This window comes from Sphingomonas sp. BT-65, from assembly GCF_026107375.2.
Taxonomy (GTDB): Bacteria; Pseudomonadota; Alphaproteobacteria; order Sphingomonadales; family Sphingomonadaceae; genus Sphingomonas.
Genome location: NZ_JAPCIA010000001.1, coordinates 617414 through 631495 on the forward strand (window position 1 = coordinate 617414; position 14082 = coordinate 631495).

At 66.4% G+C, this 14082-nt stretch carries 8 protein-coding genes; 2 read left to right on the forward strand and 6 right to left on the reverse strand.

Annotation, left to right across the window (positions count from 1 at the left end; all coding sequences use genetic code 11):
* Positions 1 to 9 precede the first annotated feature (9 nt).
* The 6 genes from OK349_RS03105 to OK349_RS03130 form a co-directional block, all read right to left on the reverse strand.
* Positions 10 to 2949 carry a TonB-dependent receptor gene (locus tag OK349_RS03105; protein ID WP_265116361.1) on the reverse strand — a complete coding sequence of 980 codons (2940 nt, stop codon included), beginning with the start codon at positions 2947 to 2949 and terminating at the stop codon, positions 10 to 12.
* Between the two features lie 162 nt (positions 2950 to 3111).
* Positions 3112 to 4137, reverse strand: coding sequence for a FecR family protein (locus tag OK349_RS03110; protein WP_265116362.1), 1026 nt, complete (start codon positions 4135 to 4137; stop codon positions 3112 to 3114).
* Positions 4134 to 4643, reverse strand: coding sequence for an RNA polymerase sigma factor (locus tag OK349_RS03115; RefSeq protein ID WP_265116363.1), 510 nt, complete (start codon positions 4641 to 4643; stop codon positions 4134 to 4136). Before OK349_RS03115 ends, OK349_RS03110 begins: the two co-directional genes overlap by 4 nt.
* A gap of 170 nt (positions 4644 to 4813) precedes the next feature.
* A complete protein-coding gene (locus OK349_RS03120; RefSeq protein ID WP_265116364.1) occupies positions 4814 to 6142 on the reverse strand; it encodes a cytosine permease in 1329 nt (442 codons plus the stop codon).
* On the reverse strand, positions 6139 to 7242 hold the full coding sequence (locus OK349_RS03125) for a DUF917 domain-containing protein (RefSeq protein WP_265116365.1): 1104 nt from the start codon (positions 7240 to 7242) through the stop codon (positions 6139 to 6141). Before OK349_RS03125 ends, OK349_RS03120 begins: the two co-directional genes overlap by 4 nt.
* Positions 7232 to 8854 (reverse strand): hydantoinase/oxoprolinase family protein, encoded by a 1623-nt coding sequence (locus OK349_RS03130; RefSeq protein WP_265116366.1) that lies wholly within the window; start codon positions 8852 to 8854, stop codon positions 7232 to 7234. The genes OK349_RS03125 and OK349_RS03130 overlap by 11 nt, the downstream gene beginning before the upstream one ends.
* Positions 8855 to 9082: 228 nt before the next feature.
* Here OK349_RS03130 and OK349_RS03135 point away from each other — a divergent pair, with 228 nt between their 5' ends.
* Positions 9083 to 11782 (forward strand): helix-turn-helix transcriptional regulator, encoded by a 2700-nt coding sequence (locus OK349_RS03135; RefSeq protein WP_265116367.1) that lies wholly within the window; start codon positions 9083 to 9085, stop codon positions 11780 to 11782.
* 178 nt (positions 11783 to 11960) lie between these two features.
* A complete protein-coding gene (locus OK349_RS03140; RefSeq protein ID WP_265116368.1) occupies positions 11961 to 14060 on the forward strand; it encodes a TonB-dependent siderophore receptor in 2100 nt (699 codons plus the stop codon).
* Positions 14061 to 14082: the final 22 nt, after the last annotated feature.

Genomic DNA, 14082 nt, shown 5'->3' on the forward strand with positions numbered 1-14082 from the left:
CTGTCCCCCTTACAGCCGGATGCGCGCGCCCACCGTCACGAACCGTCCAACGGTATCGTAGAAGGGCGAGAACAGCGAGGCGATCGGCGGATCCTTGTCGAACAGGTTCGACACATTGGCGTAGATATCGAACTCGTGCCCATCGGCCTTGAGTGTCTTGCTCAGCTGCAGATCGACGTAGGTATAGGCCGGCACCCGGTTGTTCGTGATGTTCTGGTTCCGGTTGTAGAAGCCCGGCGCGATGTAGCGCGCGCGCACCACCGCGTTGAAGCCGTTGTCGGCGTAGCCGACGCTGCCGTTGATCCGCCAGTCGGGCATGCCCGTCACGAAGGCATAGCTGGTATTCTTGACATATTCGATCTTGGCGAGGCCGTCGTCGATGCTCAGGCTGTTCACCCATGTGCCGACCACGCGGAAGTTGAGCCTGCGGCTCGGATCGCCGTTCAGCGAGGTCGTATAGGCGATCTCACCGTCGACGCCGTTGGTGTTGTAGCGCTGCAGGTTCACCGAGTTCGACTGCACGCGCAGCAAATTGCCGCCCGCGTCGCGGAACACGCGCGCGCACAGTTCCTGGTTGCCGCCGCGGCAGCGATTGACCAGATCCTGCGCGCCGACCGAGGCGATCACCCCGTTGATCGTGATGTCGAAATAGTCGATCGACGCGGTCAGCCCGTGCAGCGGCGAGGTGGTGACGCCCGCGGTCCAGGTGTCGGCCTCCTCGGGCAGGAGGTCGGGATTGCCGCCGCCGTGGATCAGCACATTGACCGTCGAGCTGACATTGGTGACCGGGTTCACGTCGACGATGTTGACGTAGCTGATCGTCTGCGTGCTGTAGAGTTCGCTCAACGATGGCGCGCGGATGTCGCGCGAGCGCGTCACGCGGCCGATCACGCCGGGGACGAACTCGTTCGTCGCGCCCAGCTTCCACGACCAGATGCCGCCGCTGTTGCGATAGTCGGAATAGCGCACCGCACCGTTGAGTTCGAGCTTGTGGAAGAACGGCACGTCCTTGAGCAGCGGGATCACCACCTCGCCGAATGCTTCCTTGACCGAATCCTTGCCGGCCAGCTCGCCGAACTGGAAGGTGGTGAACGCCCGCGCCCGGTCGAGCTCGCCGGACACCGACCGCACCGATTCCCAGCGGCCTTCGACGCCGACCGCGATCGAGACCGGGCCCGCCCACAGATCGAATGGCTCGCCGCGCAGGCTGACCCCGAACGTGTCGAGCTTGGTCGTCGAGCGCGACGACGGCGTGCCGGTGACATAGTCGATCGCCGCAGCCGAGGGCGCGCCATAGCCGAACAGGTTGAGCGGCACGCAGTTGGTCGACGGGTTGGCCAGCGCGATCCGGCAGACCGGCGTTCCGCCCGGCCCGATCACCGAATCCACCGCATTGGCGAACTCGGTCGTCAGGCGGAAACCGGGCGTGTCGATGTTGTTCTGATACTCGCCATGGCTGTAATAGAGACCATAGCGCCACTTGCCGCCGCCGAAGCTGCCATCGAGCGCGATCGTTCCCTGATAGGCTTCGCGTTCGAGATCGATCGTCGTGTACGAAAGGTCGGAGTTGAACCGTCCCATGGTGAAGCTGGTCTGGCCGGCCGCCAGCATCTGCGCCTGGATTTCCGGGCGCAGGAACGCGTTGTCGCGCTGAATCGTGATGCCGCCGCGATTGTGATCGCCGAACCAGGTGTAGTTGCCCCAATAGCGCGAATAGCGGCCTTCGACAGTCAGCTTGGCATTGTCGAAGATTTCGTAGGAGGCATTGATCAGGCCCGCGACCCGCTTTTGCGGCGTGGCGAGCGGGCTGTAGTCGTCGTCCGAAGGCGATTCACCGCCGATCATGTTCGCGCCGACCGTCGTGCCGAGCGACGGGTTGCGCAGCGTGCCGTCGGGATTGAACCCCTTGCCTGCATTGACCCCGCTCAGGATGATGCCGCCGATCAGGGCATTGGCGTACCCGACATTGGGCGTCAGCGTGGAGACGCCGTTCTGCGTGATCAGCACCCAGCGGCCGGTGTTTTCACGCGCCGTCTTGGTCATCAGGCCGTCATTCTCGAGATATTCGCCGCCGACCATGAAGTGGCCGCGGCCACCCGCGAATTCCGTGCCGAACGCGGCTTCGAGCCGGCGCTGGCCGGCGTCACCATAAGTGGAGATACCTGCCTCGACGCCCAGCTTCAGGCCTTGGAGATCATGGTCGAGCAGGATGTTGACCACGCCCGCGACCGCGCCGGAACCCCATGCCGCCGACGCGCCGCCCGTGACGATGTCGACATTCTTGACCAGCACCGACGGGATCGTGCTCAGGTCGTTGTCGCTGGCGAAGCGGCGCCCGTCGAGCAGCACCAGCGTGCGCGCCGCGCCGAGGCCGCGCAGATCGACCGGCATGCGGCCTGCCTGCGCGTTGGTGCCCGAGGTCTGGGGCGACTGACCGGCCTTGAACTGCGGCAGGTCGGCCAGCGCCGCACCGACATTCGCGCGGCTGGCGATGCCGAGCTCCTGGGAGCTGACGCGGGTGAGCGGCGTCGGCGATTCGAACCCAGGCCGGTCGATGCGCGAGCCGGAGATGACGATCTCGGTATCGCCCGCATCGGCATCGCTTGCCTGCTCCTGCGGTGCAGCAGCGCTGTCCTGAGCGCGCACGAACGAAGGCTGGGCCGACACCGACGACAGAACCGGCTTCGCCTTGTGGATCACCAGCACGCGGCCGGTGCGGCGAACCGTGAGACCGGTTCCACGCAACAGGATCGCCAAGCCGCCATCGACGCTATGCGCACCCTGCAGCGGCACGCTGCGTATCCCGCGGACGACCTCGCCGCTGAACGAGACCTGCTGGCGCGAAACCTGCGCGAACTGCCGCAGCGCGGACGCCAGATCCTGCGCCGGGATATTGAAGCTGTAGGTCTGCACCTGCGCGACCGCCGCTACCGGCATGACCAGCGCCATCGCCGTCGCCGAACATGCGCCCGCTCTAAGGTTTCTCGTCATGATCATCGCCATATCCCTGAAACCGGCGTCTTGTTGCGCCTGAGGGGATAAGACGCGCCATCCTTGAAATTCCGACTGGTCCAATTCGAAAAAAATATGCGGACCAGCGGCGGCGTAACTTTATTGCGGCGCGATCGTGACGACGTCACGGTCCCGTATCACGCGAACAGGCAGCGTTTCCTCCACACCCGTGGCAAAGGCCTCGACATCGCCGGTGTTGAACACCCCGTTCACCCGTATCCGACCGGCCGTACCCTTGAGTTCGACGCGCCGCGCCGAATAGCGGTTGATCCGTCCGACCGCGAGGCTCAACGGCTCGTCCTCGAACACCAGCTGGCCGCCCTCCCATGATAGCGAGCGCACCGGATCGGCCTTGGCGAGTTGTGCTTGCGACACACCCGAGATGCCCACGACCAGTTCACTGCCTGGAATCAGCGCTGCGTCCTCGCCGCCGCTCTTTAGGGCGGGCAGCACTTCGGCGGCTGTCCGCGCTCCCGCCGGTAGATCGAGCACTACCACCCGGCCCTCGTAGAGGATCACCCGCAGCTTGCCGTTGACCATCTCCACGCTGAACGACGTGCCCGTCGCCACCACCAGCTTGTCGCCCGCCCGTACGCTGAACGGCTTCAGCGGATCCTTGGCGACATCGAATTTCGCCCGGCCGGATACCAGGCGCAGCTCGCGCCGGTCGCCGCGCATTCGCACATCGACTTCGGTCGCGGCATCCAGCGACGCGCGCGATCCGTCATCGAGCATCACCACGCGGCGCTCGCCGATACCGGTACGGTAGATATCCGGTGCGCTCTGCCACCACCATGCCGTCCCGCCGAGAGCGAGCAGCACCACGGCGAGCAGGGCCACCGTACGACCGGTCACCGCGCGCCGCGCCCAGCGCCATTGGTTGCGGCGCCGGAACGTCGCCAACGCGCGCTCGCGCAGATCGACCAGCTCGGGTGAGACAGCCGCCTCACCCACTTGCCGCCACAGGTTGCTCGACCGCTCGAACGCAGCGAGATTGTCCGTGCTCCCGGCCAGCCACGAATCGAACGCTTCCTGCCGCTCGTGTGACAGCGGACCCTCCGCCAATTCGAGGCACCAGGCCGCGGCGGCTTCAAACCGCTCGGGCGAAGGTTCGCGCGGGCTCAAATCGCGTCTCCCAGCCGCACCGTGAGCCGCGCCATCGCCTTGGTCAGATGCTTCTCGACCGTGCGCACGGTAATGCCAAAGCCCTCAGCGATCACGTCCTTGCTCATATATTCGAGGCGATACAGCACGAAGATCGCAGACGTCGTCGGATCGAGTTCGTCGAGTGCCGCGCGCAGTGCCGCCATCGAGCTGCGCGCTGCGGTCACGCGAAACGGATCGATCAGCTCGACCGCCTCGCCGTCGATCTGTCCCAGCGTCTCGCGATAGTTGCGCCGCACCTGATGGCGCCGCGCCCGGTCGCGCAGAAGGTTTGCCGCGATCTGGAACAGATAAGCGCTACCCGAGCGCAGCTCCATGTCCGGTTGCGCGGAGAGGCGCGAGAATACTTCCTGCGTCAGGTCCTCGGCCTCGGCGTGATCGTGTACGCGACGGAGAAAGAATGCCATCAGCGCGGGACGGAATTCCCGGCTGAGTTCGACAATATCCTTTCCATATGCAGCGCTCACGCGGCCTCACATCGTTATCTGACCGCTATTAGACGCGCGACCGCAATTTGACCGCCCCATTTTTCGCGGCTTCCTTCGAACGATGGTGAGAAAATGCCTGCAATCTGCTGCGCGCATATCGGCTGGAACCGCGCAGAGTTACTAGACGCCCTGTTGCGAGAAACCCGGATCTAGTTGTCATCCAAGCTTCGCACCCGCCCTTCCAAGCCATCCGGGCAGGATCGGCGAGCGCCGCCGCGCCCAGCTCCTACGACAGCCAAATAGGCTGCAGTGGCGATGACCGTTGCATCGATCATCGGTACCGTGGTGAACGTCATGCCATAGCGTTCCAACAACAAGGCGATCGCGATCGAACCGACCCAGGTGAGCACCGCCGGCCAGCGTACCCATGTCAGCGCTTCCAGCGTCTCGGCGGCATCTCGGTCGCGAAAGGTGACGAAGGTATCGATGACATAGATCGCGGCAATCGGCGGGATCAGGATGCCGAGAAACAGCAGGAACGGCACGAAGGAGTCGATGATTCCCATGATCGAGAAACTGCCCCCTAGCGCTCCGCCGATGCAGATGAACACCCATTCGCGGACCTTGGGGAAGGTCGCGCTCATCGACAGGCTGGCCGAATAGAGATTGGCCGCGTTGATCGTCCAGATCGACAGGATCAGGATAAGCAGCACCGGCAGGCCGAAGCCCAGCATCGTCACCAGCTTCATGATGTCGGTCTCCCCCGTCGCCAGCGCGGGCAAGGCAGCGGCGATCAGCAGCAGCGGCGTGGCGACCGGGAAGGACAGGATCATCGACGAGACCGCGCCGCGCGCCGTGCGGATATAGCGCGACAGATCGGGCATCGCCGCGACGGTCAGCATGTTGCCCCCCACGATCGCCGAGAGCGCGATGCCGAAGCTCATCGGCACCGGCGGCTTGTCCGCGGGCACCAGTTCTACGCCGTAGCGCCGCACGGCGAGGATAGCGACGGTGGCGAGGATCACGCCAAGCAGCGGCACCGCGACCAGCGCCAGCCGGTCGAGCGCGCGAAAACCGTAGATAGTCGAGACGATCATCAGCACGCTGCCCGCGATCACGAACGCGGTGAAGTCGCCGGGGATCGCGTAGCCCTGCTCTACCAGGGCGACGATCGCCCCGGCGAAGAACGAGACGTTCACCCCGAACCAGCAATAATGGACGATCGCGACGACGATGTTGACCAAGGCCGCGCCCCAGCGCCCGAACGAGCGCTGGATCAGCAGATAGGTGGTGAGCCGCGTGCGTACGCTCGTCCACGCCGTCAGGCACGCGCCGCCGCACAGGATCAGCCCGGCAAGGAACGCCGCCAGCGCCGCGGGCCAGAAGCCCAGCGCCATGCCCGTCTGCGCCCCGTTGAGGAATCCCGGCAGCGCGATGTTGAAGCTCGCGACGATCAGCGCGACGCGCCATCCCGCGACGGTCAGATGCTCCGGAAGCGGCGCGTTCGCATATTCTCCGCCCGGTGCGCCTGAACTCATCCCTTGTCCCACCCGTTCAATGTTTCGATTGGCTTATAGGCCTCGCCGAACCCGAAGGCCGCCGGTCCGACGAACGCCAGCGCGCGCGCCTCGCGTAGCATGGCGGGCGCCGCCGCGCCGACCACCTTTACGCGCTGGCCGTACTTCAGCCGTTCGGTCGTGATCGAGTCCGCCGTCTCTAGGTCCATCACCGTGATGAGATCGGGCACCAGTGCCAACACCTCACCGTCGCGGCGCGCGATGAGGTTCTCGTTCTGGAACTCGAGCTCCATCCGCCCCACTCCGCCGAACCCCTCGATCGCGACCCGCCCGACCGAGAAGCCGCCCCGTGTCTCGCGTTCGAGATCGACGATCTTGCCGTCGAACAGCCCGCCCGCGAACGGATAGAGGCCCGATGCCGCGAGCGCCGTGTAGAGCGCCTCGAACGGATCCTCACCCTGCTCCCGCGCTTCCCGGATCGCCGCGCCCGCCGCGATCGCCGCCGACACGCTCCCGCCGATGGCATGTGCCTTGGCCTGCGCCCCGGTCAGCGGATATTCGACCATGTGCGCGATCCCGCCCAGCGCGACCGAAAGGGCGCGGGCGACGCGCTCGTGGACGAGATTGTCGTCGGTCTCGATCACGTTCAATGATCCGCACGCCGCAGTCAGCACCGAGGGGCAGGCCGACAGGCCGTGGATGTTGAAGATCGCCATCTGCGATTCCGGAAACGCCCGGCCCATGCCGTCGGCATCGACCACCGGCACCCCCAGCCGCGCGGCGCTCATCAGCGGGGCAAGGCCATTGCCCCCGCCGATCTCGATCGGCAGCACTGCATCGATCTTGCGCCCCAGCTCCTTTTCCAGCCGTGCTAGGCCCGCCAGCGCCTCGCGTCCGCTCGGCAATTTCTCGACCGACACGGTCGGCGCGCCGATCCAGCCGCACGGCACGACCAGCGCGTCGTCGTTCAGGCTGTCGAGCGGCACCAACTCAAATGTCGCGCCGCGCGCCAATTCTGCCTCGCCCAGCAGCAAGCTGTAATAAGGGTCGCCGCCGCCGCCTGATCCGAGGAAGGCGGCGCCGCGGGCGAGGTCGGCCAGCGCCGTACGATCAATGCGCATGCTGGGCCGATCGCTTGCTCGCGGCTTCGCTGCGCGGTTCGGCGGCAAGGTCGCCGACGGCGCGCACCCGCAGCTGCGCCGCGCGGCCGGGCAGGTAGCTCAGAAACACTTCGTCCACCTCCACGATCTGAATAGTCTTCGGGTCACCGCCCGCCGCCGCGACTCGCGCGGTGACGTCGGCGCGCATCTGTTCGATGGCGGCGGTGCGCGGGGTCTGGTCGTAGGCGACGATCTGCTCGACCTGCGCGCCCACCTGCGCGATCGCCGCGCCCACCGCATTGGCCACGGCGGCGTGCGGCGGGCGAACCACCTTCGCCGCCCCTTTCAGCGTATCGGCGATCAGGAAATTGCCGCCGCCCACCGCCAGAATGGTGACGTCGCCGCGCGTCGTCTTCATCCGGTCGACGCCGTCCTCCAGCATCGCCTGGAACCGGTCCCACACCGCGGCGACTGTCGCCGCGCTGAGGCCGGGCAGCTTGCCGGCATCGCCGAACGCAGCCTTGCCTGCCGCCCCCGCGACATCGCTTGCGGTCAGCGTATCGCCGCCGAACAGCATCGCATCCTCGGCGATACGGTAGCCGACCGAATCCGGCCCGACGCGCAACGCCTCCTCGGGCAGCGCCCGCGCGCCATAGAGCGCCGGATCGAGATGCACCCGCGTGCCGCCACCCAGCCCGATCGCGAGGATGTCGGGCATGCGGAAATTGGTGCGCACCCCGCCGATATCGACCGCGACCGAGGATTCGCGCGGAAAACCGTTGGCGAGCGCCCCGATATCGGTGGTGGTACCGCCGACATCCATCACGATGCCGTCCTGCACTCCCGTCAGGAACGCAGCGCCGCGCATCGAATTGGTCGGCCCGGACCCGATCGTCAGCACCGGATGCGCCGCCGCCTGGCTCGCCGAGATCAGCGTCCCGTCGTTCTGCGAGATGTAGAGCGGCGCCGCGATGCCGAGATCCTTGAGCGCCCGCTCGAACGCGGCGACAACCGACGCCGCCAGCGTCGACAGCGCCGCGTTGAGGATCGCCGCATTCTCGCGCTCGATGAAGCCGATCCGCCCGATCGCGTTGGACCGCGTCACCGCCGCCTCGGGATGCACCGCGCGGACGATTTCCGCGGCCTGCTCCTCCATCGTCGCATTGACCGGAGCAAAGGCGCTGGTGATCGCCACCGCCTTGATCCCGCGGACCTTCAGCGCTTCTGCCGCCGCGCGCACCTTCGCTGCGTCGAACGGCGCGATCTCGCGCCCGTCGACCTCATATCCGCCGGGCAGCAGGAACACGTTGCCGCCCACGCAATCCGCCAGGTCCGCGGGCCATCCGGTCAGCGGCGGCAGCGCCTCGCCCGAGGGGCTGGCAAGGCGCAGCACGCCCACCGGCTCCAGCCGCTTGCGCTCGATCAGCGCGTTGGTGAAATGGGTGGTGCCGACCATCACCGATCGCACCGAAGTTGCGGCGATTCCACCCTGCGCCAGCACCGCGGCGATCGCCGCGGCCACGCCCGAACTGACATCGGCGGTGGTCGGCTGCTTGGTCGAGGCGAGGATCGCACTCCCGTCCATCAGCACGGCGTCGGTGTTCGTCCCGCCCACATCGACACCAATCCGCACGCAACACTCCCGGCCTGTTCGAAAATTCGTGCCTTGAGGGTGCGGAGCCAAGCCCTTGTCCGCAACGCGTAAAACGGGTGCCCGGCCCTGCCGAACGGGTAACGGGGGATGGTTTCCGGGTAACCATCGAACCGCCGCTTGAGCGACATGATCGTGTAACATACCCTGTCCGGGCACGCCGCGAATTGCGGTGGGCAAAAGAGGGAGGCCGCAACGGGAAAACGCCCGATGGATGCGTTGATCCATACCAAGCTCGCGCCGCCCATGTGGATGGGTAATCAGATCAGGCGCGATCAGCTGCTCGCCCGCCTCGACGCGGCGCTGGAGCGGCGGCTGACGCTCATCCAGGCGCCGGCCGGGTACGGCAAGACCAGCCTGCTGTCGCAGTGGAAGGACCGGCTCGATCCCGATGCGGTGCGCGTCGCCTGGCTGACGCTGGAGCGCGACGATTCGGACCTGCGCCGTCTCACCCGCTACATCGTCCGCGCGCTCGATGGCGCCGGACCGCACGACGGCGAGGAGGGCGAACATCTTGCCGCTGCCCTGCCTCCGCGCGCCGCGGTCTCGGCGATCGTCAACCGGCTGGCGCAGGAAAGCCGCCGGGTGGTGCTGATCCTCGACGATTACCACCGCGCCGAAAGCCCCGAGGTCGACGCCTTCGTACGTACGCTGATCCAGCTCGCGCCCGAACACTGCCATTTCATCATCGCCTCGCGCGATTATCCTTGGCTCGGCCAATCGATCCTCGCCGCCGAGGAGCAGCTGGTCGAGCTGACCGCCGACGATCTCAAATTCGCCGCGCATGAGGCAGAGGCGCTGCTGTCGCGCTTCCAAGGGCTGGGCGAGGCGGACGTGCGCAGCATCGTCGAGCGGACCGAGGGCTGGGCGATCGCGCTCCAGCTCGCCTCGTTGTCGCTCAAGCGCGGCGCCGATCACCGGCGGCTGGTCGAGGAATTCCACGGCCCCAGCTCGGACCTTGCCCGCTACCTCTCTGAACAGGTGCTGATGACGATGCCTGCGGAGACGCAGGAGATCGTGCTGCGCACCGCGTTGCTCGACCGGCTGACCGGCGACCTCGTCAACCTGCTGTGCGACCGCCAGGACGGCTGGATGATCCTCGAACGGCTCGAGGAGCAGGGTGTGTTCCTGACCCCGCTCAGCGCCGAGCGGAAAGCCTATCGCTACCACCAGCTCGTCGCCGAGCACCTGCGCGACCGCCTCGCCCGGCGCGACGCGGCGCAGTTCCGCGCGCTCCACCGCCGCGCCGCACAGTGGTTCGCCGAGCGTAGCGAAACCGCCGAGGCAGTGAGCCACGCCATCCAGGCCGATGACGACGCGATGCTCGCGACGATCCTCGAGGATGCGGGCGGCTGGCGGCTGATTCCGCTTGGGCATCAGGCGATGGTCGAGCGCGGCCTTGGCAAGCTGCCCGCCACGCTGATCGCCGCGCGTCCGCGTCTCGCACTCGCGCGCGTCTATCTCGAGATCAAGCGCGGCGAGATGGCGACCGCGCGCGCCGACTATGACCGCTTCGTTGCCGAAGCCGAGCGGGCGGGCCTTTCCGCTGACCAATGGGCCGAAATCCGTGTCGTCGGCGACGTGCTCGCCGATTACGAGAACGAACCCGTCACGCTCGACGATCTGCTCGCGCGCGAATCGCTGCTGCGCACCCTCCCCGCCAACGACCATCTCGTCCTCGCCAACATCAGCGAGACGCTCGGCGCGAAATATTTCGAGGGCGGCTGGCTCGAACGCGCGCTGGAGCCGACGATCGCCGCGCGCGAGCATTATCTGGCGATGGACTCGCTCTACAGCGACGTCTTCACCCGTTTCCTCGAAGCGCGCATCCGCCAGGCGCAGGCGCGGATGAAGGATGCCGCGGGCATCCTCGCCGCGACACGCGAGCAGATCGAGGCGAATTTCGGTCCGCGCTCGGACCTCGCCGCCAATTGCGCCGCGTTCGAGGCCGAGCTGCTCTACGAACAGGATCAGCCCGCCGCGGCGCTCGCTTTGCTCGACTGGGCGGTGCCGCATATGGAGCTGTCCGACGGCTGGACCGATGTCTACGCCGCGGCCTACCTGACCGCCGCGCGCGCCGAGGCATCGGAAGACACGCTCGACGCCGCGCAGGCGATCCTTGCACGGGCGCGGCGCCTCGCGGGACGGCGGCGGCTGCGCCAGCTCGATCTGCGCGCAGCACTGTGCGAGCTCGACCTGCTGATTCAATATGGCGACGATCCGGCGGAGGCCCATAAGGCCGCGGAAGCGCTCGACCTCGATGTGCTCGCCGACCGGGACGAGGAGGATTCGACGGTCCACCGCCCGGTCGTCACCGCCGCGCGCCTGTGCCGCGCGCGGCTGGCGCTGACCGGCGGCGATCATGCCGCCGCGCTTGCCGATCTCCAGAAGCTCAGGCGCTGGGCTGCGCAGCACGGTGCCGGGCGCCTGCTCGTCGATACCAATATCCTGCTCGCTTACGGCCACCGCGCTGCGGGCGACGCCGCCAAGGCGCGTGCCTGTTTCGACGATGCCGTCGGCACCGCGATGTTCCAGAATATCGCGCGTCCCTTCATCGACCAGCGCCGCTTCGCCGAACCGCTGCTGAGCGAGACGCTGGGCGGCACCGCGCAGCTCGACCGCTTCCGCGCGCAGTTCCTGAAGGGCATCGCCCGCTCGCTCGCGGCCCGGCCCATCGCCGGCCCCGCGCCCGGCCTGCTCAGCGACGCCGAGGCGGAGATCCTCGAGCATCTCGGCTTCGGCTACTCGAACAAGGAAATCGCACGGCTGATCGGCATGTCGCCCGATACGGTCAAATACCGGCTCAAATCGGTGTTCCGGAAGATCGGCGTGCACAAGCGCCGCGATGCCGTGCGGGTGCTGCGTGAGCGCGGACTCATTTCCGACGGCGCGGGTCAATCGGCCGCCTGAAGCGGCTTTCCCCGTTGCTGCCTACCCACTTACCCGTCTTGCGCTTCTCTTACCCCGATAAACGCGTGGCTCGACGGCCGATCCGGGTTTGAATGCTGCGGGAGGATCGAACCGCGCAACATAGGTGCGGAAGAACGATCCCGTCGGACATATAAATTTCGGGGAAGGGCTTTTGATCATGAGCACACGGATCGGACTTTACGGCTCGGCGCGCAGGCTGCGCGGCGCGCTGCTTGCGGCATGCTGCCTCGCGGCGCTGCCCGTTGCGGCCCAGGAAGCGGAGCCCGCGGTCGAGAACGAGGACGTCACCGTCATCGGCACGCGCGCGCAGACCGGTACCAAGACCGACGCCGCGCTCACCGAAATCCCCCAGTCGATCAGCATCATCACCGCGCAGGAGTTCAACGATCGCGCCGCGGTGAACCTGCAGGACGTGATCCGCTACAGCGCGGGCGCCGCCAGCGAGCTCAACGGCGTGGACACCCGTGGCGATTTCCTCGCGGTGCGCGGCACCGGCGCCGAACAGTATCTCGACGGCCTCAACCGCATGCCCGGCTTCATCTATGGCGGGCGGCTGGAGATCTTCACCGTCGAGCGCGCCGAACTGCTGCGCGGTCCCTCCTCGACGCTCTATGGCGGCGGCGGCGCGGGCGGCATCCTCAACTCGGTGAGCAAGCGGCCGAAAACGACTTTCGGCGGCGAGGTCGGGCTGATGTACGGCACCGATGATCTCAAGCAGCTTCAGTTCGACATCACCGGCCCGCTCGCACCCGGACTGTCCGCGCGGTTTGTGGGTCTCGTCCGCGACGGCAATCTCCAGCAGGAATCGCAGCGGAACGACCGCATCACGGTGATGCCCGCGATCACCTTCAAGCCCGGCCCGGATACTGAAGTCACGTTCATCGGCGTCTATCAGCGCGATCGCCTGGGCAGCCAGACTTATTTGCCGACAAGCAAGACGATCGACGCCACTGGCCCTGAGCGCATCTCGCACGACTTCTATCTCGGCGAGCCGGGCTTCAACCACACCCTCGCCGATTATTATGCGGCGACTATCCTGCTGACGCACAATTTCAGCGACCGGTTCAGCTTCAACAGCCGCAACCGCTTCTTCGAGCAGGACGTCGATTATCAGGAGGTGTTCGGTTACACCGGCTTCGGCGGCGCCTATGCCGATGCGGCGCGCACCATCGCCAACCGTGCCTGGTACCTCAACCGCGCCCAGTATAACGGCTTCAACAGCGACAATAACTTGGTACTGAGCTTTGACACCGGGCCGCTGACCCACCAGATCCTCGCTGGCTTCGACTATACCTCGTTCCGCGAGGACAAGGAGGAAGGCTTCGGCCAGGCCCCAGGCCTCAATCTCTACGATCCGGTCTATGGCGTCCCCTTCGTCACCGGCGTGGGCTGGAAGACGGACACCAAGAACTCGCAGCTGGGCTTCTACTTCCAGAACCAGATCCGTGCATGGGATCGTGTCTCGCTCGTCTTCGGCGCGCGGCACGACAATGTCCGCTCCAACGTCAACGGCGTCCAGCTCGAGGACAACAAGGCGTGGAGCTTCCGCGCTGGCATCATCGCCGATGTGGTCAAGGGCGTGTCGCCCTATTTCAACTATTCCGAGTCCTTCCTGCCGGTGTTCGGCTCGAACTTCTTCGGCGTCCCCTATGTGCCGCGGACCGGCCGCCAGTATGAAGCAGGCATCAAGTTCCAGCCTTCGTCGCGCATGCTGTTCACCGTCGCGGCGTACGACATCAAGGAACAGAACATCCTGATCGCCGACCCGAACGAGCTGCAGAACTTCATCCAGGGCGGTTCGTCGCGCTCGCGCGGTGTTGAAGCGGAAGCGAACATTCGCCTGCCGGGAGATTTCAGCCTAACCGCCTCCTACAGCTACACCCGCGCCGAATATCTCGTCGTCGACGGCCGCCGGCGCGGCGATCGGCGCGAGAACCTGCCCGAGCATCAGGCCTCGGCCTGGGCGACCAAGGGTTTCGACCTCGGCGGCGATCTCGGGGCCAAGGTCGGCGCGGGCGTGCGCTACCAAGGCGACAAGGTGAGCTTCGACCAGCTCTACCGCATCGCTCCGGTGACGCTGGTCGATGCGATGGTCGAGCTCAACTATCAGGATTGGACGCTGTCGGTGAACGGCGCCAACATCTTCGACAAGAAGGTCTACACCAACTGCAGCTACTCCGGTCCTCCGATCGACGAGGGCTATTGCTACATGGGCAAGGACCGCACGATCATGGCCTCGCTCCGCCGCAAATTCTGAACCACGCCTCCCGGGTCGGCCA

Excerpts from the sequence above, each read along its gene's own strand:
- OK349_RS03105 (WP_265116361.1), bottom strand. The coding sequence starts at position 2,949 with ATGGCGCTGGTCATGCCGGTAGCGGCGGTCGCGCAGGTGCAGACCTAC.
- OK349_RS03120 (WP_265116364.1), bottom strand. The coding sequence starts at position 6,142 with ATGAGTTCAGGCGCACCGGGCGGAGAATATGCGAACGCGCCGCTTCCG.
- OK349_RS03125 (WP_265116365.1), bottom strand. The coding sequence starts at position 7,242 with ATGCGCATTGATCGTACGGCGCTGGCCGACCTCGCCCGCGGCGCCGCC.
- OK349_RS03135 (WP_265116367.1), top strand. The coding sequence starts at position 9,083 with ATGGATGCGTTGATCCATACCAAGCTCGCGCCGCCCATGTGGATGGGT.
- OK349_RS03140 (WP_265116368.1), top strand. The coding sequence starts at position 11,961 with ATGAGCACACGGATCGGACTTTACGGCTCGGCGCGCAGGCTGCGCGGC.